The 26,802-nt window shown below is 63.8% G+C and carries 26 protein-coding genes; 12 read left to right on the forward strand and 14 right to left on the reverse strand.

Going from position 1 to position 26,802, the window contains the following annotated elements:
* Positions 1-28: 28 nt before the first annotated feature.
* The 4 genes from ACFVSI_RS09700 to ACFVSI_RS09715 form a co-directional block, all read right to left on the reverse strand.
* On the reverse strand, positions 29-859 hold the full coding sequence (locus ACFVSI_RS09700) for an anti-sigma factor domain-containing protein (protein WP_387822483.1): 831 nt from the start codon (positions 857-859) through the stop codon (positions 29-31).
* A gap of 1 nt (position 860) precedes the next feature.
* Positions 861-1,466: an ECF RNA polymerase sigma factor SigK gene (gene sigK / locus ACFVSI_RS09705; protein ID WP_387822485.1), complete on the reverse strand. Its 606-nt coding sequence runs from the start codon at positions 1,464-1,466 to the stop codon at positions 861-863.
* 188 nt (positions 1,467-1,654) lie between these two features.
* Positions 1,655-2,122 carry a tRNA (cytidine(34)-2'-O)-methyltransferase gene (locus ACFVSI_RS09710; protein WP_387822488.1) on the reverse strand — a complete coding sequence of 156 codons (468 nt, stop codon included), beginning with the start codon at positions 2,120-2,122 and terminating at the stop codon, positions 1,655-1,657.
* A 51-nt stretch (positions 2,123-2,173) separates the two neighbouring features.
* Positions 2,174-3,115 carry a J domain-containing protein gene (locus ACFVSI_RS09715; protein WP_387822491.1) on the reverse strand — a complete coding sequence of 314 codons (942 nt, stop codon included), beginning with the start codon at positions 3,113-3,115 and terminating at the stop codon, positions 2,174-2,176.
* A gap of 120 nt (positions 3,116-3,235) precedes the next feature.
* Between ACFVSI_RS09715 and ACFVSI_RS09720 the strand changes: the two genes are divergently transcribed.
* Both ACFVSI_RS09720 and ACFVSI_RS09725 read left to right on the forward strand, forming a co-directional pair.
* Positions 3,236-4,168 carry a diacylglycerol/lipid kinase family protein gene (locus ACFVSI_RS09720; protein ID WP_387822494.1) on the forward strand — a complete coding sequence of 311 codons (933 nt, stop codon included), beginning with the start codon at positions 3,236-3,238 and terminating at the stop codon, positions 4,166-4,168.
* Positions 4,169-4,251: 83 nt separating this feature from the next.
* Entirely contained in the window at positions 4,252-4,926 is a 675-nt protein-coding gene (locus tag ACFVSI_RS09725) for a hypothetical protein (RefSeq protein ID WP_387822497.1), read from the forward strand.
* A 25-nt stretch (positions 4,927-4,951) separates the two neighbouring features.
* On the opposite strand, the gene ACFVSI_RS09730 is transcribed toward ACFVSI_RS09725, so the two are convergent.
* Positions 4,952-5,359, reverse strand: a complete 408-nt coding sequence (locus ACFVSI_RS09730; protein WP_387822499.1) for a hypothetical protein — start codon at positions 5,357-5,359, stop codon at positions 4,952-4,954.
* Positions 5,360-5,449: 90 nt separating this feature from the next.
* On the opposite strand from ACFVSI_RS09730, the gene ACFVSI_RS09735 reads away from it, so the two are divergent.
* A complete protein-coding gene (locus ACFVSI_RS09735; RefSeq protein WP_387822502.1) occupies positions 5,450-6,133 on the forward strand; it encodes a helix-turn-helix transcriptional regulator in 684 nt (227 codons plus the stop codon).
* 26 nt (positions 6,134-6,159) lie between these two features.
* Positions 6,160-7,383, forward strand: coding sequence for a cysteine desulfurase family protein (locus tag ACFVSI_RS09740; protein ID WP_387822505.1), 1,224 nt, complete (start codon positions 6,160-6,162; stop codon positions 7,381-7,383).
* Positions 7,384-7,390: 7 nt separating this feature from the next.
* Here ACFVSI_RS09740 and ACFVSI_RS09745 read toward each other — a convergent pair whose 3' ends face one another.
* Complete coding sequence (locus tag ACFVSI_RS09745; RefSeq protein WP_387822508.1) at positions 7,391-8,638, reverse strand: NAD(P)/FAD-dependent oxidoreductase; 1,248 nt, start codon at positions 8,636-8,638, stop codon at positions 7,391-7,393.
* A gap of 159 nt (positions 8,639-8,797) precedes the next feature.
* Between ACFVSI_RS09745 and mnmA the strand changes: the two genes are divergently transcribed.
* Together mnmA and ACFVSI_RS09755 are read left to right on the forward strand one after the other, a co-directional pair.
* Positions 8,798-9,937, forward strand: coding sequence for a tRNA 2-thiouridine(34) synthase MnmA (gene mnmA, locus ACFVSI_RS09750; RefSeq protein WP_387822511.1), 1,140 nt, complete (start codon positions 8,798-8,800; stop codon positions 9,935-9,937).
* An 87-nt stretch (positions 9,938-10,024) separates the two neighbouring features.
* The gene (locus ACFVSI_RS09755; protein ID WP_387822514.1) at positions 10,025-11,656 is read left to right on the forward strand and encodes a hypothetical protein; all 1,632 of its coding nucleotides are present in this window, start codon (positions 10,025-10,027) and stop codon (positions 11,654-11,656) included.
* An 11-nt stretch (positions 11,657-11,667) separates the two neighbouring features.
* On the opposite strand, the gene ACFVSI_RS09760 is transcribed toward ACFVSI_RS09755, so the two are convergent.
* Positions 11,668-12,495, reverse strand: a complete 828-nt coding sequence (locus ACFVSI_RS09760; protein WP_387822517.1) for a caspase domain-containing protein — start codon at positions 12,493-12,495, stop codon at positions 11,668-11,670.
* A gap of 247 nt (positions 12,496-12,742) precedes the next feature.
* Here ACFVSI_RS09760 and ACFVSI_RS09765 point away from each other — a divergent pair, with 247 nt between their 5' ends.
* The 4 genes from ACFVSI_RS09765 (at position 12,743) to ACFVSI_RS09780 (ending at position 18,317) form a co-directional block, all read left to right on the forward strand.
* Complete coding sequence (locus ACFVSI_RS09765; protein WP_387822520.1) at positions 12,743-14,371, forward strand: ABC transporter substrate-binding protein; 1,629 nt, start codon at positions 12,743-12,745, stop codon at positions 14,369-14,371.
* Between the two features lie 141 nt (positions 14,372-14,512).
* Positions 14,513-15,604, forward strand: coding sequence for an ABC transporter permease (locus ACFVSI_RS09770; RefSeq protein WP_387822522.1), 1,092 nt, complete (start codon positions 14,513-14,515; stop codon positions 15,602-15,604).
* Positions 15,605-15,606: 2 nt separating this feature from the next.
* Positions 15,607-16,614, forward strand: a complete 1,008-nt coding sequence (locus ACFVSI_RS09775) for an ABC transporter permease (RefSeq protein ID WP_387822524.1) — start codon at positions 15,607-15,609, stop codon at positions 16,612-16,614.
* Complete coding sequence (locus tag ACFVSI_RS09780; protein ID WP_387822527.1) at positions 16,611-18,317, forward strand: dipeptide ABC transporter ATP-binding protein; 1,707 nt, start codon at positions 16,611-16,613, stop codon at positions 18,315-18,317. The genes ACFVSI_RS09775 and ACFVSI_RS09780 overlap by 4 nt, the downstream gene beginning before the upstream one ends.
* 65 nt (positions 18,318-18,382) lie before the next feature.
* On the opposite strand, the gene ACFVSI_RS09785 is transcribed toward ACFVSI_RS09780, so the two are convergent.
* Positions 18,383-19,039: an NADPH-dependent F420 reductase gene (locus tag ACFVSI_RS09785; RefSeq protein ID WP_387822530.1), complete on the reverse strand. Its 657-nt coding sequence runs from the start codon at positions 19,037-19,039 to the stop codon at positions 18,383-18,385.
* A gap of 92 nt (positions 19,040-19,131) precedes the next feature.
* Here ACFVSI_RS09785 and ACFVSI_RS09790 point away from each other — a divergent pair, with 92 nt between their 5' ends.
* Both ACFVSI_RS09790 and ACFVSI_RS09795 read left to right on the forward strand, forming a co-directional pair.
* Positions 19,132-19,521, forward strand: a complete 390-nt coding sequence (locus ACFVSI_RS09790; RefSeq protein WP_281451158.1) for a chorismate mutase — start codon at positions 19,132-19,134, stop codon at positions 19,519-19,521.
* 3 nt (positions 19,522-19,524) lie between these two features.
* On the forward strand, positions 19,525-20,559 hold the full coding sequence (locus ACFVSI_RS09795) for a hypothetical protein (protein WP_387822533.1): 1,035 nt from the start codon (positions 19,525-19,527) through the stop codon (positions 20,557-20,559).
* A gap of 39 nt (positions 20,560-20,598) precedes the next feature.
* Here the strand turns inward: ACFVSI_RS09795 and ACFVSI_RS09800 are convergent, their stop codons facing one another.
* Genes ACFVSI_RS09800 through ACFVSI_RS09825 form a run of 6 tightly spaced genes read right to left on the reverse strand, consistent with a single transcriptional unit; the run spans position 20,599 to position 26,627 of the window.
* Positions 20,599-21,318, reverse strand: a complete 720-nt coding sequence (locus tag ACFVSI_RS09800) for a DUF4166 domain-containing protein (RefSeq protein ID WP_387822536.1) — start codon at positions 21,316-21,318, stop codon at positions 20,599-20,601.
* Positions 21,319-21,342: 24 nt separating this feature from the next.
* The gene (locus ACFVSI_RS09805) at positions 21,343-22,635 is read right to left on the reverse strand and encodes a DUF58 domain-containing protein (RefSeq protein WP_387822539.1); all 1,293 of its coding nucleotides are present in this window, start codon (positions 22,633-22,635) and stop codon (positions 21,343-21,345) included.
* Between the two features lie 29 nt (positions 22,636-22,664).
* The gene (locus ACFVSI_RS09810) at positions 22,665-23,759 is read right to left on the reverse strand and encodes an AAA family ATPase (protein ID WP_387822543.1); all 1,095 of its coding nucleotides are present in this window, start codon (positions 23,757-23,759) and stop codon (positions 22,665-22,667) included.
* Entirely contained in the window at positions 23,756-24,955 is a 1,200-nt protein-coding gene (locus ACFVSI_RS09815) for a DUF4350 domain-containing protein (protein WP_387822545.1), read from the reverse strand. The genes ACFVSI_RS09810 and ACFVSI_RS09815 overlap by 4 nt, the downstream gene beginning before the upstream one ends.
* Positions 24,952-25,644, reverse strand: coding sequence for a DUF4129 domain-containing protein (locus tag ACFVSI_RS09820; RefSeq protein WP_387822548.1), 693 nt, complete (start codon positions 25,642-25,644; stop codon positions 24,952-24,954). The genes ACFVSI_RS09815 and ACFVSI_RS09820 overlap by 4 nt, the downstream gene beginning before the upstream one ends.
* Positions 25,641-26,627, reverse strand: coding sequence for a hypothetical protein (locus tag ACFVSI_RS09825; RefSeq protein ID WP_387822551.1), 987 nt, complete (start codon positions 26,625-26,627; stop codon positions 25,641-25,643). The genes ACFVSI_RS09820 and ACFVSI_RS09825 overlap by 4 nt, the downstream gene beginning before the upstream one ends.
* Positions 26,628-26,802 lie beyond the last annotated feature (175 nt).

Below are 26,802 nucleotides of genomic sequence, written 5' to 3' on the forward strand. Positions count from 1 at the left end.
GCCGCCGTCGTGCGTTTATCCTTGCCGCTTAGGCGCTGAGCGCCACCACGAGGACGGGTGCGCTGGTAGGGGCGCGCGATCCGCCTGCCGGTTCAACCGTTATGGCTACCGACGAGGCCGAAGACAAGCCCTTCACCACGGCCGGTTTGGACAGGGTCTGGGCGTCCATGGTGCCTTGCGGAACCGGTGCTGAGCCGTCCTTGGGCAGCGTCCACAGCTGGTAGACCTTACCCTCCGGGGCGGGCGCAACGCCGTCCATCAGGACCACGAACGAATCCTTGGCCGAGGACGCGGAGATTGTGGCAGTGCCGCCGCCGGGGACGGAGGCCGACTGCTTCTGCACGTCCTGGGCCTGGAGAACCTGGTTGACGGGATCGTTCTGCTCCGCGACGTAGGCACCCACGCCAATGCCACCAAGGGCAATGACGGCTGCCGCTGCGGCGCCGATGATCCAGCGGCGCGCGCCGGACTGCCGACGCTCTGCGCGTTTGGCGCTGGCCGCCGCGAGCTCGTCGACGGCGGCAGCCTCCGCCGCCGGGGCGGCCGATTCTGCTGCATCCGGGGTGGCCGTCTCCGTGGCAATGCGTTCCATGATGTTGTCGAAAAGGCCTGCCGGAGGTTCCTCCGCGGCGGTGAAGCTCACGGCCAATGTCTCGCGGGCCTCGCGCACCCGCTCAAGGAATTCGGGACCTTCAGGAGCGTCCTTGACGTAATGGTCGATCAAGGCGCGTTCTTCGTCACTGAGCGCGTCCAAGGCGTAGATTTCTGCCAGCTCAAGGATCCGGCCCTCTGCCAGATCTGTGGCGATGTCGTTGGCAAACATTCTGCGGATGAAGCCTCCACCGGTGTTTTCGGTCATGTCAGCCCACCCCCAGGCAGGTCTTCAGGCGCAGCAGGCCATCGCGGATGCGCGACTTGATGGTTGGGACTGCGGCGCCAAGGTGTTCAGCCACTTCACGGTAGGTGAGGCCACCGTAGTAGGCCAGGCGGACGGATTCACGCTGAGTCTCCGTCAGGGTACCGAGGCAACGGCTCACTGCCTCGGCCTCCAGGTTGGTATCTGCTTCCTCCGCCACGAGGTCCCGGTCCAGGTCCTGGCTCGCGGCACCGTACTTGGCTTCCCGGTCGGTTGCTGCCTGCACGGCCCGGACGCGGTCAATGGCCCGGCGATGTGCAATGGTCATGAGCCAAGCCAAGGGAGTTCCCGCTGAGCGGTCGAAGTTTGCTGCGCCTTGCCAGACCTGGATGTAGACCTCCTGGGTGGCATCCTCACTGAGATCCGGATCAATTAGTACGCGCCTGGCCATGCCAAAGACGCGCCGGGAGGTCAGGGCGTAGAATTCGGCAAACGCCTGCTGGTCTCCTGCTGCCATGAGTTCCAGCAGGCTGGTCAACTGCGTGTTGAGGTCGCTGGCAGTGCCGGTGGCTTCGAAGACCGGGGGGCCGGGGTTGTTGGGGGTGTCCATTACTGTCCAGCATATGTTGTCCCGTTTGAAACCGTCAGCACTGTGGGGCGAGGTCGCAAGCGCGGCGGAATGGCCGCGTGTTGTCGTGGCCCTTGTCTGCAACGCGCTCACGGAGGCTCCCTCCAAGAATGTCCTGTGCGGGGTTGTCCCTGCATAAGTCATTCGGTGCTGCGGCCGCCGTGGATGGGTTACAGTTTGGCGCCGGCGAACCCGTTCTGCCGCCAGGCTTCGAACACTGCGATCGAAGCGGCATTTGCGAGGTTGAGCGAGCGCAGGGATGGCCTCATGGGGAGGCGAACGCGTGCGGTGACGTGCGGATCCTGCTTCAGCCACTGGGGAAGGCCCACGGATTCCGGTCCGAACATCAGGACATCGCCTGGGCGGTATTCGACGTCCGTGTAGGACGTCTCGCCGTCGGAGGTGTAGGCAAAGACCCTTTCCGGTTGCAGGGCTTCCCAGGCAGCCTCGATGTCTTTGTGCACCGTCACCACGGCGAGGTCGTGATAGTCAAGGCCGGCCCGGCGAAGCTTGGCGTCGGAGAAATCGAAACCAAGGGGCTCCACCAGGTGAAGCTCGGCGCCCGTGATGGCGGCGAGGCGGATGGCGTTGCCGGTATTGCCCGGGATTTCTGGAGTGTGGAAAAGGATGCGGAACACTGTCCCATCTTAGTCAGCCGCGTGTTGGGCCTCCGACCAGGACCGCGGAAGTTAGTGCATACCCCGAAGGAGCCGTGCCAGCACCGGGACCACCACTGTGTTGGGCGCTGGCCCTGAACTAAGGAATTGCTTCAAGCCCCGGACAAGCCCGGCTCCATTAACGATCTCAACGGCGCCGCCGGCATTGCCCTTTCCGTACTGGTCGATGACGGGTTCATGCAGGTTGCCGTCCGGTCCGTGCAGGACTACCCAGCCGGTGACGTTCAGCTCCGGGAAGATCTCCTGCATGTGGCGGACAATGTGGGCCAATTGCGGGGGAGCGACCGAACGGCCGCCATGGCGCAGCGAATGGCCATCCCAGGCGTACGCGCCCTTGGGCAGCAGCATGGAACCGACCAAAGCCAGCCTGTAACCGGACAGGACCGCGTGGTCGATGTGGTTGTTGTCCGACGGCGAGCGCAGGCCGTTGATCAGCCGGGCAGCCGGTATGGCTGGAAGGATCTGGCGGCTGATGAGTTGGACTGTGCGCATTTCGCGTTGGATCCGGGCCTCGGCCCCGAAGATTCCGCGTTTGCGGGGAAGTCCATGGACTTGCATGGCCGCCTCCGCCTTCGGGATCAGCGGCACTTCGTTGGGGTCGTCAAAAGCAGGAACGTAGACCGGCGGATCCCCGGCGGTGTTGCGTTGCGTTTGCGGTCGCTTGACGTTGGTTGTCGCTGACGGTGGCGGCGCGGCCGCTCCAGTGTAGTCGCCTGGGCGCGCCTGGGTGCGTCCGGTGGCTCCGGCGGCGTACCGGCGGTCGTATTCGGCCCGGCGCTGGGGGTCGATGAGTGTCTCGTACGCGAGGGTCACGCGCCGGAACATCTCGGCCTCGCCGCCATGATCGGGGTGTGCTTTCCGGGCAGCCTTGCGGTAGGCCACTTTGATCTCCTTGTCCGTCGCGGTGACGGCGACACGGAGAACCTGATAGTGCGAACTGCTGCCCTCGGCCAAGCACGGGCCCTTCTCTAAAATGACGGCCGCCCCTATCAGGGCGGTATTGGTAAGTTTATCCAGCCACTATGTGAACGCAGGCACCCGGGCACGTGGTTCCCGACTGGCATAATTCGGGCTGTGAATCCTCCGGAACATCCACGGGCCCTCCACCCGCAGGGCAAGATGCTGCTGGCCATCAACCCTGCGGCCTCGTTCGGCCGTTCCTCGGGAGTGGGGGACAGGGCCGCCGCGTATTTTCGCGCCGTGGGCCGGGTCGTCGTCGTCCTTGAAACTGATGACTATGTATCGCTTGAGGTGCTGGTGCGGGAGGCATTGTCCGCCGGTACGGAGGTGGACGCGCTGGTGGTGGTCGGTGGTGACGGCATGGTCCATTTGGGTGTGAATGCGCTCGCCGGACTGCAGGTACCGCTTGGCATCATCCCCACTGGGACAGGCAACGATTTTGCGAGGCTGTTGGCTTTGCCGTTGAACAGGCCAGCTGAAGCCTGTCAGCGGATTCTCGACGCATTAGACACAGGCGGGCGGAGGATCGACGTCGGCAGGGTCAGGGCGGCCGGGCGGACCAGCCACTTTGCAGGGGTGCTGTCAGCTGGATTCGATGCCGCTGTGAACGAGCGGGCCAACTCGTGGCGTTGGCCGCGGGGGAAAAGCCGTTACAACCTGGCGACGCTGCGGGAGCTTGGTTCTTTTCGGCGTACTGAATACACGGTGGTTGCCGACGACCTGCGGTGGAACCAGGGCGCGCTGCTGATTTCAGTCGCGAACGGGCAATCAATCGGTGGTGGCATGCGGATCACCCCGGACGCGTCGCCGGATGACGGGTGGCTCGATCTGTTTGTGGTGAAGCCGTTGTCGCGGTTGAGGTTCCTGTCCATCTTTCCCAAGGTCTTCGCGGGAAAGCACACCGGCAGGCCGGAGGTAGAGATCCGACGGGTCCGCACTGTGCGGTTGGAAGCGGAGGGCGTGGTGGCCTACGCCGATGGTGAACGCATTGCACCCCTTCCTGTGGATGTCGATGTCCTGCCACTGGCTCTTCGGGTGCTCGCATAGGTGCTTCGCCTGGCCCGAGGTCCAGTTGCGTGCCGCTAGACTCAGTCCCGGCAGGCGGCAGAACACGAAGTGGGGAGTAGCAGGTGGCGTGCAGTGTTCGACGGCGGTTGGCAGGGGCCGCTGCCTTGGGAACCGTCGGTGTCTTGCTGGCTGCCTGCAGCGTGAACGTTCCTGACCCGACGGCGCCCAAGCCCTCGCCGTCGGAATCAACTCTTTCCACCCCAACGATTACGCCTGGGCATGATGCTGACGCCGTGGCTGCGAAGGACCTGCCGTTGGCGGCCGGTGGCACGTTGGCTTCTGGCGATCCCGTGACAGTAGCCGGCAAATTGGAAGAAGTGCCGGGCTGGTCCTTGGTGCACTCCGGTTTACAGGGCGAGATCCTGTACAGGAAAACGGACGGGTGCTCCCTCGCTGCCCGTGTCAGCGTAAATCAGGGTCCGCTGGTTGTCACAGGTGATGATGCTGCATCTACCAAGGCACTCTTTCATTACCTGAATACGGGAATCGATGTGGAGGCGCTGAAGCCGGCTTCATTGCCGTGGGGCCAGGACTCGGACAAGCCCCGGCACAGCGTGGAGTTCTTGTCCCTGGAGTCTTCCGCTGCTTCGGGCAGCAAGCCTGTGGTGGTGTTTGCCAGGCTGTTCAGTGCTCCCGCGTCCTCGGTCTATATTTCCTTGGCTTGCCCGAGTGACACTGCCCTTGCCGCTGCCCGGGCTGATGTCCAAGCGAAACTCGCGGTGATTCCGCCCTCCTAGGTGGGACCGCCGGCGCTGATCGAGGCTATTTCCCGTGTGCCGTGGCCAGCCGGTTCAGGGCCAGCGCGGCCACCAGGAGGCCGAAGTCCCGCAGGGCAACGTCGTAGTAGGAGCCCAAGACCAGCAGATTGACGATGATGCCCAGCAGCCATGCAGCCACAACCAGGGAACCCCATCGTGGCCGTAGCGCTACGGTGATCCCGGCGATGATCTCTACGACTCCCACCCCATACATGAATGTTTGAGCGGAGACCGGGATAACGGTGGTTGCCAGCGGGGCCAGATAGTTGGTCCAGTCGGTAAGGACGTTGGTGAACTTGTCCAGGCCAAACGCTACCGGCGCTACGGTGAACATTGTCCTGAGCAGGGTATAGGCCTGCCGTGAAGGTCCCTGCAGGGTGGAAGTCTGCGCTGGGGCTGCTGCTGTGTACATGGCTTTCCCTTCTAAAAGTAGGTTCCATAATTTTAGAACTTGGTTATCTACTAAAGCAATGAATCTTGATTTTAGAGATATCCTGTGGGCATGAGCGCATCCGGTCTTGCATGGACCCGACGAATTACGGCAGTGGCTGCATTGGGGGATGAACACCGCCGCCGGCTATTTGAATACGTCCTGGCGGCCGGGGAACCTGTGGGGCGTGATGAGGCCGCGGCTGCCATGGACCTTCCGCGCAGCACGGCATCCTTCCACCTGGACCGCTTGGTCCGGGAGGGCATCCTGAGGGTGGAATTCAGGAAGCCCGCTCACAAGGCCGGCCCCGGCTCAGGCCGGCCGGCGAAGCTCTACAGCCCCGATGTCCAGGAAGTGGCCGCCTCCGTCCCCGAACGGAACTACGACCTCGCCGGCCACCTCCTGGCAGAGGCAATATCGCGCTCCACAGCGGAGGGCATCCCGGTGGCTACGGCCTTGGTTGAGGTTGCCCGTGGCAAGGGGCGGGAGTCCGGAAAACCCGGGGACCTCCCTGGCGCATTGCGGGATCTCGGGTACGAGCCGTCGGCAGATGACTCGGGAGGATACCGCCTGCGCAACTGTCCATTCCACCGTTTGTCGCAAGACCATGAGGACGTCATCTGCACCATGAACGGAGCTTTCCTCTCGGGCGTGGCTTCGGCGTCCGGGCTGCCGGAGGATTGCGTGGTGCCTGACCCGGGTGCGGGACATTGCTGTGCGCGGATCGGCGCTGTGCAGGAGATCACTGAGTCCTGAACCTCGGGCGTCGGTAGAATGGCAAGGTGCCTGTATACCTTGACCACGCCGCTACAACGCCACTCTCGGCCACAGCGCTTGCCGTCATGACACGCGAGTTGGCCAAGACCGGAAACCCGTCATCGCTGCACGGCGCCGGCCGGCGCGCTCGGCGTGCCGTTGAGGACGCCCGCGAAACCCTGGCCGCCGCTGCAGGCGCCCACCCCTCCGAGGTCATCTTCACTTCAGGTGGAACGGAAGCTGACAACCTGGCCGTCAAGGGTCTTTACTGGGCCCGCCGCGACGAAAACCCACGGCGGAACCGGATACTCTGTTCCGCCGTCGAGCATCATGCGGTCATGGACACCGTCGAATGGCTCGAGCGCCACGAAGGCGCGGACGTCACCTGGCTTCCGGTGGACAGCGAAGGTGCTGTCCGGCTCGACGTCGTTGAAGCCGAGATTGCGCGCGATCCCGAGGCGATCGCCCTGATAACAGTGATGTGGGCCAACAACGAGGTCGGCACAATCCAGCCCGTGACAGAGATCGTGGAACTGGCCAAGCCGCACGGCATTCCGGTCCACTCCGATGCCGTGCAGGCCTTCGGGTCCGTACCTGTCGATTTCCGTGCCTCCGGCCTCGCTGCCATGTCCGTTTCCGGGCACAAGCTCGGCGGTCCCGTGGGCGTTGGTGCGCTCTTCCTCGGCCGGGCGGTCAAGCTGACCCCCGTCCAGCACGGCGGCGGACAGGAACGGGATGTCCGCTCCGGAACGTTGGATACGCCTGCCGTTGCAGCGTTCGCGGCAGCCGCGGAAGCTGTCACTGCGAAGCTGCCCGAGGAGCGGGAAAGACTGACCGCCTTGCGTGAACAGCTGATCAGTGGAGTCCTTGAAGAGGTTCCTGATGCTGTGCTGCGGGGAGCCCGGGGTGAGCGGCGGCTTCCCGGCAACGCGCACTTCACCTTCGGCGGCTGTGAAGGGGACTCCCTGCTGTTCGTGCTGGACCTGGCCGGCGTCGAATCATCAACCGGCTCGGCGTGTACGGCGGGAGTGCCGCGGCCATCGCACGTCCTGCTCGCGATGGGACTTGATGAGGACACTGCCCGTGGCGCCCAGCGCTTTACTCTTGGGCACACTTCCACCCAGGCTGACGTCGATGCCCTCCTGAAGGCGCTTCCGGACGCCTGTGCCAGGGCGCGGCAAGCCGGTATGGCAGGGCATGAATCCTCCATCCAGACGGCGGCAACTGTTGCCCGGCGGGGTGTCGCGTAGCCTGCCGCTAGGGCTGGTTGGCCTCTGGCAGCAGTTCGTCCAGAGGCAGGTCAGGATCCGTGAGGCGGCCGACATCCACGGCGACGCGACCGGAAATGAGCGCCTTGATGGGTTTCTGGACGCGCCGCTGATTGATGCTCATCCCGGCAACTACGCTGTTTTGCTGTAGCCAAAAGGCGATGAAGCTGCCCTCCTCCATGGAGCCGCGGATCACTGGCGGTGCGCCTGACGCCAAAGACGGGTAGCCGGAATACTCCATGCTGACGGTGAATTGGTCCGTGTAGAAGTACGGCACCACATCCAACACAGCGTCCTGCCCCAGCATGGACTTGGCGGCCACTTTTCCGCCGTTGAGCGCATTGGCCCAGTGTTCGCTGCGATGGTGTTCGCCGGTGAAGGGGTGCAAAGCGTTGGCTGCATCCCCTGCCGCCAAGACATCCGGGGCGCTGGTGCGCAGGCCCGCATCCACCAGGATTCCGTTGCGCAGTTCCAGACCGGCAGCCTCTGCGAGCGCCGTATCCGGGACAACGCCCACTGCGATGATCACGACGTCGGCGGGCAGGGTTTCGCCGGAATCGGTACGGACCGCTGTCGCCCGCCCCTCCCGGCCTTCGATGGCGGCCGCGCTCGCAGGCAGGCGGAAGCTGACGCCCTGTTCTTCGTGCACCTGCCGGAAGTAGTTGCCGAGCTCGGGTCCGATGGCAGCACCCAGCGGGATATCCTCGAGGCCGAGGAGCGTCACGTCGTTTCCATAGGTGCGGGCAGCGGCCGCGAGTTCCATGCCAATCCAGCCCGATCCGACCATGACCACCTTGCGGCCCCCGTCGGCCAGGAGAGACCTCAGTTTCAGGCTGTCCTCGAAAGTCCGGAAGGTCGTGACACCGTCGAGCTCCGCCCCGGGCAGGGGAATCCTGCGGGGCTGGGCTCCCGTGGCAAGCAGCAGTTTGCCGTACTGAAGCGTCCGGTCGTCGGCCAGCGTGACGGTGTGGCTGCCGGGATCGAATCCGGTGGCCGTGACGCCAAGGAGGAGTTCGACGTCGTTCTCCCGGTACCAATCCCCGGGGACCACCTCCACGGATTCTTCGTCGGCTTTTCCGAGGAGGAACTCCTTGGAGAGAGGAGGGCGGATGTAGGGGGTCCGCGCTTCGGCAGCCAGCAGCGTGAGCGCTCCTGCGTAACCCTCGGTCCGGAGGGTCTTCGCCGCGGTGGCGCCTGCCAGTCCACCGCCGACAATGACGATTGCTTCGTGTGCCATGTCCACTCGATTCTAAAAGCAATATCTTTGACTTTAGAAGCCTTCGGTGGGTCCGTCAAGGGGATTTCCCGCGGGCGTGGTACTGCACGCTAGAATGGATGGGCGACCCGCGGCCATCAGCAGCCGATGGGTGCCAATCCCTTCCTACAGAAAGCCAGCATGCGAGTACTTGCAGCAATGAGCGGCGGAGTGGACTCCGCTGTTGCCGCCGCCCGGGCCGTCGAGGCCGGGCACGACGTCGTGGGGGTCCACCTCGCGCTGTCCCGCATGCCGGGCACCCTGCGCACCGGAAGCCGGGGTTGCTGCACCATCGAGGACTCCCGCGATGCGTGGCGTGCCTGCGACGTCCTCGGAATTCCCTATTACGTGTGGGACTTCTCCGAGCGCTTCAAGGAAGACGTCGTCCAGGACTTCATCGACGAATACGCCGCCGGACGGACGCCCAACCCCTGCATGCGCTGCAACGAGCGCATCAAGTTTGCCGCCTTGCTCGAAAAGGCCATTGCGCTTGGCTTCGACGCCGTCTGCACAGGGCACTACGCCAAGGTGATCGAAGACGCCGACGGTAACCCTGAACTGCACCGCGCTGCCGACTGGGCCAAGGACCAGAGCTACGTTCTGGGCGTCCTGACCCACGAGCAGCTCAAGCACTCCATGTTCCCGCTGGCGGACACGCCGTCCAAGGCCGAGGTCCGCGCAGAGGCCGAGCGGCGTGGCCTGTCAGTGGCGAACAAGCCTGACAGCCACGACATCTGCTTCATCTCCGACGGCGATACCCGGGGTTGGCTGGCAGAAAAGATCGAAATGACCACCGGCGACATCGTCGATGAGACCGGCGCCAAGGTCGGCGAGCACCCGGGAGCCAACGCCTTCACTGTGGGGCAGCGGCGTGGCCTCAAGCTGGGAACTCCTGCCGCCGATGGCAAGCCCCGGTTCGTCCTTGAGATCCGCCCGAAGGAAAACAAAGTGGTCGTGGGTCCCGAATCACTCCTGGCGATCGATGAGATCCGCGGCATCAAGGTTTCCTGGGCCGGTCTGCCCATCTCCGAAGTTGCCACCGGTGAAGAATTCGATTGCCACGCCCAGGTCCGTGCCCACGGCGATCCCGTCCCGGCAGTCGCCCGCGTCGAAGCCGTCGAGGACGAGTCGGGCGTGGAACGGGCACAGCTGGTGGTTACCCTGAAGGATCCGTTGCGCGGTGTGGCCCCCGGCCAGACCGTCGTCCTCTACCAGGGCAGCCGGGTTTTGGGGCAGGCAACCATCGACGCCGCGCGCTCACTTCAGCGAGCAGCCCTCTAGGAGCCATTGCCTCTGTCATCTGCCCCCTCCATACTGGGCTAAGCAGCGCTTCCGCTGCGGCGTGTGGGGTCCGCACTCGGGATGGCGATGACTGTGGCATTTCCAAAGAAGGGCCCGGGCGACATCAAAGCCGGGCAGATGGTCTCGGTGACGATCCTCGCTGAAGGCCCAATCGGCGCAGGCGGGGAACTGCCCCTGACGGCGCAGGTCCGCATACCAGTGGAACGGTTGCGACGCGGTCCCACCGGCCACCGCTACGCGATCCACATCCGGAAATGGCGGGGCACCACTGTCTCTCCAGTAACCCTGACGCAGCCGGGCGATCCCTGGCAGTTGATTTCCGAACCTCCGCCCGCCGGACTGCGCGAACTCCTGGACGACACCCGTTTCCTGGCCCAACACGTCTACGGCGTGGCCATGAGCACCTTGGACATCTTCGAATCCACGCTCGGCCGGCGCATGCCGTGGAATCCCGAGGGGCGGGTAGTGCTCAAAGCCCGAGACCTCGTGACAGCCACCGATACCGGATACGAGCGCGGAACCAACATCATCCGCTTCGGTTCGGTGGACCGCATGGGGTACAAGGTTCCCACGGCCTTGTACCGTGACATCGTTGCCCATGAGGTGACCCACGCGATCCTGGATGGATACCGACCGGCGTGGGCGGACCAGATGGCCACCATGGAACAACTGGCAATGCATGAGGCATTGGCCGACATCGTGGCAATCCTCTCTGTGTTCTCGTCCAAGGATGTCGTCTACCGCCAACTCCAAGCCGCAGCCAAGGGCTCGGGGCCCGGGCAGTCCACCGATGACGCCGTCTTGATGCGTTCCCTTTTCGATTTCGCCCGGGACCTCTTCGCCCGCGGGCCGTTGCGCGAACCGTTCGTCGGTGCCGTGCCCGCGGGGTGGCAAGTGTTGCCTGAGCCTCATGCGCGCGGTGCCGTGGTGGTAGGCGCGGTGCTCCGCTCTGTTCAACGCTTATGGTCCGAACGGAACGCCCGTTACGGGCAAGGCCGCAGTTTGCAGCAGCTCGCTGAGTCTGGCTCGATCGTGGCTACCAGGATCCTCAGGATGGTGATCCGCGGACTGTCCTACATGCCGCCAGTGGACGTTTCCTGGCGTGATCTCCTGAGGGGCATCATCGCTGCCGACCTCGATATGGTGCCCGACGACGTCCACGGCTACCGCGAAACTCTCCAAGAGGAGTTTTCCGCCATTGGCATCCGCCGGGTCTCACTGAACAACATCAGCGGCGTGGACTACTACCAAGGCCTTCGCTACCCCATCCGCCTCTCGGCGCTGGGATCGGACCCCCAGGAAGTGCAGCGCTTCGTTTGGGAGAACCCCCGGCTCCTGGAAGCGGCCCGCTTGGAGCGGCGCACGCCACTGAGCTCAACCCGGGTCCGCACCTCCGAGCGTGTCTCGCCGGACGGGTTCATCATTTCCGAGATCGGAGCGTCCTTCATCCAGACTGTGCGGATGAGCCGAAGGGAAGCGTATGTGCGCCTCGGGGTGAAAACCGGGAGGGACTACATTGACGTCCGCGGGGGAGGACTGTTGAGGTTCGACGCCGGTGGTCGCCTGGTCTACGCCGCGCTCAAGCCAGTGATGGACAGGGGCCGCCAGGGCCAGCTGTTCGGTTCGGATGAACACCACGAAGCCGAAGAGGCTGCCTCATCGGGGGTGCGCAACAAATTCCATGGCACGGGAGATTAGCCGGGATGTACTCAAGCTCCCCAGGCGGCCTTGCGGGCAGTCCTTGACGCCTCCAGCTGCGCTACTTGGTCGAAGCCGCCGGCCTTGAGCCCCTTGCTCACTTGCTTGAGAATATCGGCGCGCCCCAGGGTTCCATCACTGCGCAGGCTCTTGACCAGGTTGTAGGTAAACGCGCCGTTGTAGCGGCCATCCATCAGGGCATCGGCCGCGGTTTGGTCCGATCTGCAAGCGGCCATGAGGACCGGAGTCGACAACTTGGCTGTTTTCACCAGGTCGCGCAATGTTCGTGTTTCCAAGTCCTCGTGGGCCATGACCGCTCGCGGCGTTGGCGCCGGGAGGAAACGCGGACGGCGCCCTGGAATCAGGTCCAGGGACTTTAAACCGGTCCCGCTGTGGCAGGTATCAAGCACCACGTCCATCAGGACTCCATCGGGAAGCCGGGCGAACACCGCTGCCAATTCGTCGTCGGAAATGACCGTGCCGGCATCCCAAGCGTCACCGGAATTGTTGATGTCGTAGCAGGCGAACGCCTCATCGAGGCTGTCCTCTTCGTCCCCGTTGGTGTCGGGAACCTGTGTGCCGTGGCTTGAGAAGGTGAAGACGAGCTGTTGGACAGTGCCGGCAACAGCAGCGTCCACCAAGGAATTGATTTCGGCCAGAACTGCCTTCTTGGTGGCCTTGGCATCCCTCAACACGGTGATCTGCGACGCCGGGAAACCGTAGCTGTCCCCGAGCAGGGCCGCCAGGTCCTCGGCATCGTTAACGCAGCCTTGGAGCCAACTGGACTGTGGAAGGTACTTGAATTTGTTGATCCCCACACACAGGGCTGCCTTGTCCATGAGCCTGACTTTCGACGTGTGTTCCAGCGGTTGAGCACCCGGAATACACCATATTCCCGACGCACCCTTCCGGCAATGCTCCTGCACTCCCCAAGGGAAGCTACTGGAAAGTAAATTTTGTGTCTCAAATCACCGAATTGGGGGTTCGGGGGCTTCGAAGTCTGGTTGAATCGAGGCACTAAGAGTGTGCTCCGTCACAAATATCCCACGGCGGAGCACCTAATCCATCGAACAGAAGGTTCACCAGATGGCACTGAACAAGAAGGCCCTGCATGGCGTTATCGCGCTGGCGGGCATCTCCGCAATCGCCTTAACGGCATGCACGGGCCCCTCCGGCGGCGGATCCTCGTCCGCTCCGGCTGCCGCAGGCCCCGTTGCCTACGGCACAACGGACAAGGTCACGTCGTTGGACCCGGCAGGCTCCTACGACAACGGTTCATTCATGGTGATGAATCAGATCTACTCGTTCCTCCTCAACTCCAAGCCCGGCAGCGCGGAACCGGTACCGGACCTTGCCGAATCGTCGTCGTTCACGGCCCCCTCCGAATACACGGTCAAGCTCAAATCCGGGCTCAAATGGGCCAACGGCCACACCCTTGATTCCAAGGACGTGAAGTTCTCCTTTGACCGCCAGGTAGCCATCAACGACCCCGCCGGTCCGGCATCCCTGCTGACGAACATCGAGAGCGTCAGCGCCCCCGATGCCACCACCGTGGTGTTCAAGCTCAAGAACGCCAATGACCAGACGTTCAGCCAGATCCTCAGCAGCCCTGCCGCCCCGATCGTCGATGACGAAGTCTTCCCGGCAGACAAGATCCTTTCCGATGACGAGATCATCAAGGCGAACGCCTTCTACGGCCAGTACACCATTGACAGCTACAAGAAGAACGAGCTCATCAGCTTCAAGGCTTTCGCCGATTACAAGGGCGTTCTGGGAAAGCCTGCCAATGATGCCGCCACCATCAAGTACTACGCCAGCCCCACCAACCTGAAGCTGGAAATCCAGCAGGGTGCCATCGACGTCGCCTTCCGCAGCCTGAGTGCCACGGACATCGATGACCTCCGCAAGGATTCCAAAGTCAAGGTGCTGACCGGTCCCGGTGGCGAGATCCGCTACATCACCTTCAACTTTGACACCATGCCCTTTGGAACCAAGGCCGCGGGCGCGGACCCGGCCAAGGCGTTGGCAGTCCGCCAGGCCGTGGCCAACCTCGTGGACCGCCAGGCCATCGCCGACCAGGTGTACAAGGGCACGTACCTGCCCCTGTACTCCAACGTCCCCAACGGCTTCCTCGGGGCCAATGAGTCCTTCAAGGACGCCTACGGTGATGCCGGCAAGCCGAGCGTGGACAAGGCCAAGAAGGTTCTCTCTGATGCCGGAATCACTGACAAGGTTGCCCTGAACCTGCAGTACAACCCGGACCACTACGGTGGATCCTCCGGTGACGAGTACGCCATGATCAAAGAGCAGCTGGAAAAGTCCGGCCTCTTCACGGTGAACCTGCAGTCAACCGAATGGGTCACCTACAGCAAGGCAAGCCGTGCGGACGAGTACCCGGTGTTCCAGTTTGGTTGGTTCCCGGACTTCAGCGATGCCGACAACTACCTCACACCGTTCTTCCCCGAGGGCGGCTTCCTCAAGAACCACTACAACAACCCGACGGTCAACGACCTCATCTCCAAGCAGCTGACCGAAGCCGACAAGACCAAGCGTGAATCGGACATCAAGGACGTCCAGAACGCGCTGGCCAAGGACATCTCCACCTTGCCCCTGCTTCAGGGCGCCCAGGTGGCCGTCGTCGGAAGCGGCGTGAACGGCGTCGACAAGACGCTGGACCCGTCCTTCAAGTTCCGTCTCGGAACAGTGTCCAAGTAACAGATGTCCACGTAACCACGGACTCTGCGATGGGGGAGGCGGGCCACTGATCCAGTGTCCCGCCTCCCTTGCTGACCACCATCGTGGCCGGCACACATCAGCCAAGCCCGCGCAATCCATGGGCAGGAAATACAGGTAACAATGACAACAGTTATAGAAGTACCCGAGGCTGAGCCCGGGATACTTGCTCCCAAGAGCAAATCCAAAGGCGGGGGAGGCCTCGGCAGGTACATCGTGATCAGGTTCTTCCTGATCATCCCCACCGTCTTCATCCTGGTCACGCTTGTGTTCTTCCTGATGAGGGTCATCGGCGACCCCATCACGGCGGCACAAGGCGGCCGGCTTCCCCCGGATGTCCTCGCCCAAAGAATTCACGACGCCGGTTATGACCGGCCGGTTCTGGTGCAGTATTTCGAATATCTTGGCCAGCTGATCACCGGCAACTTCGGCACCACCATTACGGACCGACGGCCTGTGACCGAAGTCTTCACCACCTTCGGTGCGGCCACCCTGGAACTGAGCCTCAACGCCGTCGTTGTGGCCCTTATGGTGGGTATCCCTCTGGGCCTCATCGCCGCCTACCGCCGCGACAAAGCTGCGGATGCATCGCTGCGTTTCTTTGCCATCCTTTGCTACGCCACCCCGCCGTTCTTCTCGGGCCTCCTGCTGAAGCTCACGTTCTCCACCTGGCTGGGCTGGTTGCCTGTCGCCGGCCGGGCGTCCACCCGGACTGAACTTGCCATGGGCAGCCTCGCAGCGCCGTCGGGCATCTACTGGCTGGACGCCCTGCGCAGCGGCAACATGACCGCTTTCGGCGACATTGTTGCCCATGCCATCCTCCCCGCAGCGACCCTGGGCCTCCTCACAGCAGGTGTATTCCTGCGCCTGGTCCGGACCAACGTCATCGGCACCCTCGGCAAGGACTACGTCGAGGCCGGCAGGTCCAGGGGCGTGAGCGAGTTCCGACTCGTGACCAAGCACGCCTACAAGCCGGCACTCATCCCCGTCATCACGGTCATGGGCCTGCAAATTGCTCTCATGCTCGGTGGTGCGGTGCTGACGGAGACAACCTTCGAATGGAAGGGGCTGGGCTACCAGATGGTGCAGTACCTGAACGCCCGCGACTTCGTTGCCGTACAGGGCATCGTGGTCCTGCTGGCCATCATCGTGGCCGTCACCAACTTCATCGTGGACATCATCGCCGCGCTCATCGACCCCCGAGTGAGGTACTGACCATGAGCACCCCAACACTCACCGCGCCCAAGCAGCCGCTGTTCTTCCGGCTCCCGGTGATCTCACACCTGAGGAAAAGCGTCGGCCTCCAGCGGGGCATGCTGATTGTGGGCGTCGTCCTGAGCGGACTGTTCATTCTCACGAGCATCTTTGCGCCATTGCTGGCACCTTACGGCTATTCCCAGCTCAGCGACGCCTCAGGATCCTTCCCCACACAGGAACCGCCCGGCGGCAAGCATCTGCTCGGCACCACCGTCGGCGGCTACGACGTCCTGTCGCGGGTTATCTGGGGTTCCCAGACCGCGGTGACCGTCATTGTGGTCTCCGTTGCGATGTCTTTGTTCCTCGGCGTGGCCCTGGGCCTGCTCAGCGGGTACTTCGGCGGATGGCTCGACCGGATCCTGGTTGTTGTTGCCGATGCCATCTATGCCTTCCCCACCCTGCTCCTGGCGATTGTCATCTCCATTGTCATCAGCCGCGGACAATCCAGCTTCTGGGGCGGTATTTTCGCCTGTGCGTTCTCCATCACCGTGGTCTTCGTGCCGCAATACTTCCGGGTGATCCGCGCAGAGACGATCAGGCTCAAGGCGGAGCCGTTCGTTGAATCCGCCAAGGTGCTTGGCGCATCCAGCATGCGAATCATTGCCCGCCACATTTTCAAGAACGCGACCCGGACCCTGCCGCTCATGTTCACCCTCAATGCCTCTGAAGCGATCCTCACGCTGGCAGGCCTGGGCTTCCTGGGCTTCGGCATCGAGCCCACCTCTGCCGCGGAATGGGGTTTCGACCTCAACAAAGCGCTGGCAGACACGTCCTCGGGTATCTGGTGGACCGGCGTCTTCCCCGGTATCGCGATAGTACTCACGGTCCTGGGTCTCACGCTGGTAGGCGAGAGCATCAATGACCTTAACGACCCCCGGATCCGCGGACGCAAGCGTGCAGGCGGAGCCGCTGGCACTCCGGCATCACCAGGAACGCCGGCCGCACCGGCAGAGGCAGGTAAGCCATGACCACCAACCTTGGACATGTTTCGGACCAGGCCCCCACAGGGCAGCCGGTCCTCACCATCGACCGGCTCCAGGTCACCTTCGCCACGGACGGCGGAGATGTCCACGCCGTCAAGGACGTGAGCCTGGAGGTGAACCCAGGCGAGGTAGTTGCGATCGTGGGGGAGTCCGGTTCCGGCAAGACGGTCACGGCAAAGACCATCCTCGGCTTGCTCCCGGAAACAGCCATCAGCTCAGGTGCCGTGGTGATCAAGGGAAACAACGTGATCAGCGTCAGTAAGTCAACGTTGCGCTCCATTCGCGGCCGGGACGTCGCCATGGTCTTCCAGGAGCCGTCCACCGCATTGAACCCCGTTTTTACCGTCGGCTGGCAGATTGCCGAAGGCATCAGGGCCCACGCCAGCGATGGCCGGCGGATCTCGGCCAAGGAAGCAAAACAGCGCGCCACCGAGGCCCTGCGCAAAGTCGGCATCCCCGACCCCGAAACCCGGGTCAACTACTACCCGCACCAGTTCTCCGGTGGGCAGAAACAACGCGTGGTGATTGCTGCAGCGCTCGCCTTGGATCCGGGCCTGATCGTTGCCGACGAGCCCACCACCGCCCTTGACGTCACAGTCCAGGCCGAGATCCTCCAGCTGCTGCGGGACCTCAGGGACAACTACGGCACCTCCATCGTGCTCATCACCCACAACATGGGCGTGGTAGCCGACCTCGCGGACCGGGTTGTGGTGATGTACCAGGGCGACGTGGTGGAAGAAGCCCCCGCCAGGGTGCTCTTCGCTGAACCGCGACAGGAGTACACACGCAAGCTCCTCGCAGCAGTGCCCCACCTGGGCCGCCACTCTGCCTCAGAAGGTGCCCGCGGCAGGTTGCACCAGGACGGCAAAGTGCTGGTGGAAGCCAAAAACCTCACCATCGAATATCCGGGCCGCTTCGGCAGTCACGGATTCAAAGCCGTGGACAACGTCAGTTTCACGATTTCCGAGAACGAGGTCTTTGGTCTGGTGGGAGAGTCGGGCTCCGGCAAGTCCACCATCGGACGGGCCATTGCCGGTTTGAACCGGACAACTGGCGGAAGCCTCAAGGTCCTTGGCTACGAGATGCTCGACTTCAAGGAACGCACGTTCCGGCCCTTGCGTAAGGAGATCGGTTTCGTTTTCCAGGATCCCGCAGCGTCCTTCAACCCACACCTGACCATCGGTGAGTGCGTCGCCGAGCCGCTGATGATCCATACCAAACCTGGCGCGGCTGAGGCACGGAAGAAGGTTGGTGAGCTGCTTGAGTCAGTCCAGTTGCCGGCGTCGTACGCGCAGCGCTACCCGCACGAGCTCTCCGGCGGGCAGCGTCAGCGGGCCTCCCTCGCGCGGTCCCTGGCGCTGAATCCCCGGCTGCTCATCGCCGACGAACCGACATCCGCGCTCGATGTATCGGTGCAGGCCAAAGTCCTGGACCTGTTCAAGGACATCCAGGAGCAGTTCGGCTTCGCGGCCCTTTTCATCAGCCACGACCTCGCGGTGGTGGACATGCTGTCCCACTGGGTAGGTGTCCTCTACAAGGGACATCTGGTGGAGCAAGGGATTGGCAACCAGGTGATGGGTTCGCCGCAGCACGACTACACCAAGCGGCTGATCGCCTCCTTGCCGGTTCCGGACCCGGAAGAACAAGCACGACGGCGGGAAGCGCACCGCTCGCTTCTGGGCAGCTGAATTCCGAGCCCACATTGGGAAGGCACGCCCCTACACGGGCGTGCCTTCCTGCATACACGGGGACGTCACTCGGAGATGATGGCGATGTTGAACATCTTTCCCTGCGGCTGCTGCACGAAAATCCGCAACCACAACGGCAACCACATCTCCATTGCCCTGGCGGCATCCAGCCTGCCGAGGTCCCTGATGCGTTCTGGTTCCCAACCGAATTCCTGCAATACGGCCGAAACGGTGGATTTGGCGCCGGCATCGTTGCCTGCCATGAAGATGTCGTGCGGGGCCGGGAGCCGCCCTGGGTCCACCATCACTGGAGCCGTCACCGTGTTCAGCGACTTCACCACCTGGACCCCGGGGTAGGTCCGCTGGATGGTCTCGGCGATGCTGTCCGTATTGCAGACCGTCAAGGAGGGTGGGAAGCCGCTCGAGCCGTCCAGTGGATTGGAGACATCCAGGAGGACTTTGCCGTTGAGGTTCTCTGCACCAGCCTCGGCAAGGACAGCAAGGCTCACCGTACCCGGCGTGGCATTGATGACCAGGGTGGCTGCGGAGCATGCTTCGGCAAAGGACCCGGCGTGCCCAAGAGGGCCTGCCTCTTCCGCCCACTGGGTTGCCTTCGGATTACCGGATTCCCGGGACCCCATGGTCACCTCATGGCCCAGTGATACCAGCTTGCCCGCCAAGGCATGGCCCACCATTCCCGTACCCAGAACCGCGATTTTCATGAAAGCTCCTTTGCCGAAACTGCAATGATGCTGCCATTGTGCTCCGGTTCAGACGCGGAAAACACTGCGTCGCACACCATAGACTGGGATGCATGACCGAGCAGAACAACGCCCTTCCCCATGATGCCGATTCCTTCAACCCGGCCGCCAGCTCCCTGGCCGGCCACGTTGACCGCACAGTCATGGATGAGCTGTTGTCCATCCGGTCCAGCATCGACAACATTGATGCGACCCTGGTGTTCCTGCTCGCGGAGCGTTTCAAGGCCACCCAGAAAGTGGGTGTGCTCAAGGCAACCCACAAACTGCCGGCAGGGGATCCCGGCCGCGAGGCTGCGCAGATTGCCCGGCTTCGCCGTCTTGCGGAGGACGCCCACCTGGATCCGGCCTTCGCCGAGAAATTCCTGAACTTCATCATCAGTGAAGTGATCCGCCACCATGAGGCAATCGCCGAGGATCACCAGATTTCCAGCCAGCAGGCCTGATCCATGTCCTTGGTGAGTGAGCTGCGCGCAAGCGCGACTGCCTTGGGGCCATGGCCGGGCAATGATCCCGCCGAGGCCATCCGGACGATCCGGGGCGAACTTGGGGATCCCCACCTTCCTTTCCTCCCGGAGCTCCCGGCCCGTGGAGTGGGTTCGGACGCCGCAGGCCGAACGGGTTCGCTGTTGGTGGATCTCGACATCGATGTCCAGCCCTACGGTTGGCGCTTGGTGGACCGGCCGGGCAAGGATTCGCGCCGTGCCTCTTCGGCACTGGCCACAGACATCAACATCCTGGCCGATGTCGCTGGGGCCGAAGACGTGTCCGCGACTGAGCTTAAACTTCAGCTGATGGGACCGCTGACCCTCGCCGCAAGCCTTCACCTGCACAACGGTGAACGTGCTCTCCTTGACTATGGGGCCAGGCGGGACGTTGCGGAGTCGTTGGCAGCGGGCGTGGCCGAACACCTTCGGAAGGTCTCAGCCGCTGTTCCCGAAGCACGGATAGTGGTCCAGGTGGACGAACCGGATATCGCTGCGGTGATGGCAGGAACCATTCCGACGGCGAGCGGTTACCGGACGCTTCGATCCGTTCGGGGCGAGGAAGTCACGGGAGCTTGGCGGCTGGTGATCGACGCACTGAAGGCCGCGGGCGCCGTCGAAACCGTCATCTCCGTCCCTGAAATCGAAGCCCCGATCGATCGCATCCTCGCCGCCGGCGCCGATGGTATCGCGGTGCCGCTCAGGGCGCTGACCACCCGTCAATGGGAGCAGCTGGCCGGTGCCGTGGAGAGCGGCAAGCGGCTATGGACCGGCGCCTTGTCCACCGAGGATCCTGGGGCCGTGCTTCCCAGAACCGCTGCGATAGTGGAAAGCATCTGGAAGCCATGGCGCCAGCTCGGCCTTCAGGCGTCGGGCCTCTCAGGGCTCCGGGTCACGCCGTCCACCGGACTTGAGGGCTTTACCCCTGCGGCGGCGAAGTCTGTGCTGACAAAACTGACCCATGTCGCCGACGGCCTGGACCAATTGGCTCAGGGCTAGCAGGGGCGGCCCAACCGCCGCAGGACCAAGGGCAGGGCGCTAGATCCGCTGTTCCCAGCGGTCCGGCTCGGCATAGCGAGGAAGCTCAGTTCCCGGTGCGGCGCCCGGAAGGTACGGTGCAAGCCGGTAGTCGAATCGTCCGGCATAGACCAGCACCAGTCCGATCTGAGGCTGGATGACTTTGACCTGGATGCGGTGCTTGCCCTCAGCGGCGTCCCACCATTGTTCGGCATAGGCCCTGGCATCCAGTGCTGCCGGCAGGGGGATGCGCAGCGGGCCCAGGAACAAGCGGCTTGCCTGCGAAACACCGCGAAGCCGGCCCTCGGCAGTGACGCTGACATCGAGGTCCGTGACCAGACGGCGGTATCGGCCAACATGGTCCACCAGCCGCGCCCGCCCACCATGGTTGTCCTCTGGCGCCAAGATGGCGCTGGTGGTGTCGTGGAACAGCCTGGTGCGGCTGGGGAAGTAGATCTCCCGCCTGGCCGTCAGCGCCGGACGGCCAAAAGGATCGACATGGGCGTGGTTTTCGATTCGGAAGGGAATTCCCTCACCGTATTCCGGAAAGAAGGCCTCTTCGCTCCCTGTGAGGGCAAGCAGCGGCCGTAGCCATTTCTGGCGGCAGCCCACCACATCGAAGACTCCTTGACCGATTCCATAGGTCCCGGAACCGGCCGCCAGGGAAAAGTAGTCCTGGAGCTCCGGTGCCAGCTTGCCGAAGTGCTTACCGAGGGCCAGCTGGTAAATGGGGATATTCATGGACATCCTTTCTGAACGCGGGAACTAGAGGCGGCCGGCTGCCTTGAGCCGGATATAGGTATCAGCCAGCAGGGGTGGAACCTCCAGCGGCTCGGCGTCCACCACTTCGGCTCCCAGCTGCCGGAGCTGGGCAGTGACGGCGGCGCGCTCAAGAAGTGCACGCTCAGCCGCGGCAGCCCGGAAGACCTGGCTGGCCGTGGTCCGTTCGGCCTTCATCGCCGCAAGCAGGGGGTCTCGGACCGAAACCACAATCACCACGTGCTGGCGGGACAATTGCGCCACTGTGGGGAGGAGGCCCTCTTCCGGGGCACCGCCGTCGAGCGCTGTCAACAGCACCACCAGCGAGCGGTGCGCCGAGACGGCGCGGACCTGCCCGGGGATCTGCTGCCAGTCCAGCTCAATGAGTTCGGCCTCCAATGGAGCCATGGCCTGGACAAGTTGGCCCAGAAGGTTGCCTTTCGACGCCGATTCCACCCGGGCACGCAACCGGCGGTCGTAGGCGAGGAAGTCGACGCGGTCGCCGCCGCGTTCGGCCAACACCGCGAGCAACAACGCAGCCTCGATTCCGGTATCCAGCCGCGGTTCGTCCTCGATCCGGGCGGCCGCAGTGCGGGAGGTATCAAGCACGATGACCACGCGACGGTCGCGTTCGGGGCGCCAGGTCCGGACGACGACGGAGGTGCGGCGGGCCGTCGCGCGCCAATCGATGGACCGGACGTCATCGCCCCTGACGTAATCGCGCAAGGAGTCGAACTCGGTGCCCGCACCACGGATCTGCACTGCAGCCTTGCCATCCAGCTCCCTGAGCTTCCGGAGCTTGGAGGGAAGGTGCCGTTTTGAGTGAAAGGGAGGCAGAACCCGCAGGTGTCCAGGGAGAAGCCGTGTGCGCTGCCTGGCCGCCAATCCCAAGGGGCCCAGGGACCGGATGGTCACGTGCGGGCTTTCCAGGTCTCCGCGCCTGCGGGGTATCAGCGTCACCGGCATCCGGCGGCGCTCACCGGAGGGCACAGCTAATCGTTGAACAGCATTGGTGGCCCCGGACGATGGCTGCCATGCATCCCTGATGACGGCGTTCAGATTCCGTCCGGTAGCGTTGGTCACCGTTAATACGGACTCCGCGGTGCCCGACAAACTGACATTTCCCGGTTGCTGGCGTTCGACGAGGAGCTTTGCGGGGGAGGCCGCCAGCACAAGATCCAAGACCAGGGCAAGCAACAGGACCACGCACACCAACAGGACGGTGAGCCAGGCCGGAAACATCACCAGTGGCACCAATCCGGCGAGGGCAAGCGCTACGAAGCGGCCCGTGATGGCCATTCAGGCCCCCTTGACCGAGCGGACTGGGATCACCGCGGCACCGGAACCGAGGCGAGGATGCTCCCGAGGACATCGTCCACGTGGATGCCGTCCATCTGGGCTTCAGGCCGCAGGCCCACCCTGTGCCGGAGGCACGGAAGTGACAACGCCTTGACGTCGTCAGGGGTGACGAAGGTCCTGCCAGAGAGCCAGGCCCAGGCCTTGGCCGTGTTGAGCAGCGCGGTGGCGCCACGGGGGGAGACGCCAAGCTGGAATGACGGTGCGGACCGTGTCGCCCGGACGATGTCGACGATGTATCCCAGGAGTTCGGGAGCCACGGCAACCTGTGCCACAGCCGCCTGTGCGGTTGAGAGGTCCGAAGCCCCCGCTACAGGCCGAACACCAGCTGCTGGCAGGTCCTTGGGATCGAATCCGTTGGCGTGGCGCCGGATGACCTCGATCTCCTCTGTGCGCCCGGGAAGCGGCATGGTCAGTTTGAGGAGGAACCGGTCAAGCTGTGCCTCGGGCAGGGGATAGGTGCCTTCGTACTCCACCGGGTTCTGCGTTGCCGCCACGATGAAGGGAACCGGCAGGGGACGGGAAACACCGTCTACGGAAACCTGCCGCTCTTCCATGGCTTCCAGCAGCGAGGCCTGGGTCTTTGGAGGTGTCCGGTTGATTTCGTCCGCCAGCATGATGTTGGTGAAGACGGGGCCTTCGCGGAACGTGAATTCGAACGAGTGCGAGTCATAGACCAAGGACCCGGTGACGTCACCCGGCATAAGGTCGGGAGTGAACTGCACCCGCTTGGTGTCCAAGCTCAGGGCCTTGGACAAGGCCCTCACCAGGAGCGTTTTGGCCACACCCGGGACGCCTTCCAGGAGCACATGCCCGCCACAGAGCAGGGCGATCAGCATCCCCGTGACCGTAGGATCCTGGCCAACCACGGCCTTGGCCACTTCGGCACGGACGTTCAGGAGCGACTGGCGTGCCGGGTCCTCGGCACGCCGGTAGCCGGTGTCGGCGCCGGCCGCTGCGCTGTGCTGTTGGTGGTGGTGTTGTTCCGGCTGGTTTTGTGGGATTGGCATCGCTCCACCCGTGTACTGGCTGTTGCTGTCCGTGTAGCTGTTCGGCTGGCTGCTCATCGGTTCTTCGCCTCCTCTTCCATTCGTTCAAGTTCTTGTGCCCATTGCACCAGTTGTCCTTCGGTCCCCGGCATGAAGTCGACCAGGACGGACCGCACTTCAGGCCCCGTGCGTTCCAGGCGCCGGGCGCACGCGTCCACCACAGCATCCGCGGTGGCGTCCGCTCCGAGGTTGAAATGGCGTGCCAAGCGGCTCAGGGTACCTGCCCTCAAGTTGCCGGCTGCCCGGTTGACAGCCCGTGCGTCCTGGTACAACCTGGCCCGTCCCTCAGCCGTCTCGGCCGCTTTGACCACAACCGGGAGAGGTTCGAACACCAACGGTCCCATACGGCGTCCGCGCCAGAGGATCGCCAGCACCGTCACTGCGCCCAGCCATGGCCCGGCGTACGCCAACCAGGTCGGGGCCAGTTCGCTGAGCGTTGGAGCCTTGTCTGTTGCGGCAACATCTTTGACCCCGGGCAGGTACCAGATTAGATCCGGGTTGTTCCCCAGGGTCCGCAGAGCCAAAGCGGCGTTCCCCTGCAGGGCAAGGTGCTCGTTGTCCACGATGTCCGTGCTTCCGAGGACGATGACCCGGCCGTCGGCCGAGGCCGCATACAAACCCGTCCCCTCGGCGGGACCGGAATAGCACACCTGGGGTCCCGAAAAGACGGATCCCTGCGCCGAGATGGGCCCTGCCGCCATCGCATCCTCCACGGAACAGGCAGCCTCGACGACGGTCTGGTCTCCCGGAATCACTCCACCGGGCGTGAAACCGGGTCCGAGTCCGTTGAGGGTCTTGAGCCGGGGCTTGACCACCACTGCGCGGTCGGCGGCGGCAGCCAGTTCCTCCACCCGGGACCGGTCCAGGTATCCGCGGGGATCGTAGAGCAGGACCGTGGCCCGGTCGTTGTCCGTCAACGCTGACATGGTCTGGTCAAAGGAATCCGTGGTGGTCAGGTTCACTCCGTGCCGTCCCAGGATTTCCGCCGCAGCCATGGCACCATCCGGGGCCGGGTTCCGGGCGGATAAGGTCCGGGGATCCGCGGTTCCGGACATATTGGTTACGGCAAGATAGGTCACCAAAGCCACCAGCACGGCTCCGAGAGCTATCCAGGTGAGGTGCTTCCGGAACCAGTTGGAGAAACCCGGCTCGGTGGAGCCCCCGGCCTGATCCGGCTCCAAGGGAAGGGGAGCCTCGTTGGCAGTCATCGTCATCGCGGCACCGCGAATCCCGGGTCGACGGACCCGGCGAAGTCAGGCTTCATCCCCAGCAGCTCGGCATCGAGGTCGCGTAGGGACCCGTAGTCTGCGCGCGTCGCATTCTGTTCCCCGTAACGTACGGCATCGAAGAGGCGCGCCGCGTCGACCAGCCGCTGCTGCGCTGCGCCGAACACCTGCCCCAGTTGTGCCGCCGCTTCGTCGGCGGTCCTGCCGGCGCGGACAGCGATGATGTCGCGCTCTTCAGCCGACCGGACCACAGCGCGGAAGTGGTCGACGACGGCGGCCGCCCAGTCGCCGTCGTCGGCAGCTGTTGACGCGCGCGTCCGGTAACCGTCGGCATTCATAGTGCTCTCGGCGCCGTAGATGTCCTCCTGCCGCGATGCCCGGCGGGCGTTCAGGCGGGGCCGGACCACGACAACGGCCACGACGATGAGTGCCACGGCCAGGATGACTATCAGGGGCAGGGCAAAGTTGGTGTCGGCGCCTGTGCCGTCTCCTTCCAGCGAGGACAACCAGTCAAGGAAATTCCGCCACAGTTGCTCCAGCCATCCGGGTGTGGCGTCAGGATACTGGGGCTTCGAGAGTTCTTCGATGGCCCATCGCCGGGCTTCCTCACGGTCCGGGGTCACAGGCGGTTCCATGGATAGCAGGGGAATGATGACCTCGGCGGAGATTGCGGTCATGCTGGCGGCGCGGCGGTGCCCGGCTGGACCGACGGCCCACCCGGTACTCCGTCAGGGTTGGCGCCCGTTTCCATCATCCGCATCAGTTGGACGTCGAGGCCCTCGCGGCGCATACGCAGGTCCATGTAGATCAGAGCGGAGACCGACGACTGGAAGGCGAACGTCACCGACCCCACCAGCGCTTGTATTGCGGTGGAAACGATCGTGCTGACCATCAGCATGGATGCCGTGGTTTCCTCATCGGGGTGGGGAGACACGGTCTCGCCGATGAAACCGATGGCCAGGGACGCCGGAATCTGCACAATCTGGGCAATGATCCCCAGCATGATGGCCACGACGAGGGTGATCCCGAAGATGCGCCACCAGTTGTTCCGGGTCAGTCGCCATGAACGGAGGAGGCCGTCGTAAACGCCCGTGTGTTCCACGACGATGACCGCGGGCGCAAGCATGAGTTTCAGGCCGATCCACACAAAGACAATCACTGATCCAAGACCCAGGGGAAGCATGATCAGCACGGCGCCGGGTCCCATGGCCGTAATCAACAACACGGCGATGCCTACTACTGCGGCCACCGCAAGCAGCCCGCCGAAGGTCAGCAGCCCTGCAACGCCCAACAGGGGCAGGATCCTTTTCCCTGCGAGCCTCCACATCTGTTTGAAACCCGTCCGCCGGTTGAGGACGGAACGCGCAACCGGGACTGCCAACACCCCCTGAAGCACGGATCCCAGGAGGCCGATCAGGACGGAGGCGCCCATCGCCCCCGCGGCCAGGGCGATGAAAGGACCCATCGCCTGGTCGAATTCCGCCCTGGTTTCAACGGATTCAAACGAGACCGTCAGCTGGAACATCAGGAACGTGATGACGCCGATAATCGCTGCTCCCAGCGCCTGCACGATCAAGGCAGAGCCAAACATCGACGCAGCGTTGCGGCGAATGGTCTGGAAGGAGCCGTCCAGGATTTCGCCGAACTGCAACGGCCGCAAGGGGATGACTCCAGGCTTGGGAGGAGCAATGTACTGTGGCTGGCCGTACGGCGCGCCTGCCGGCCATCCGGGGGTTCCCGCGGGCCATCCTGCCCCACTTGCCGGCCATCCGGGCGCTGGTTGGGCTTGCGGGCCCTGCCCGGGTCCCTGCGGAGGTGGCCATGCCGATGGTCCG

It is taken from the genome of Paenarthrobacter sp. NPDC057981, from assembly GCF_042886835.1.
GTDB lineage: Bacteria > Actinomycetota > Actinomycetes > Actinomycetales > Micrococcaceae > Arthrobacter.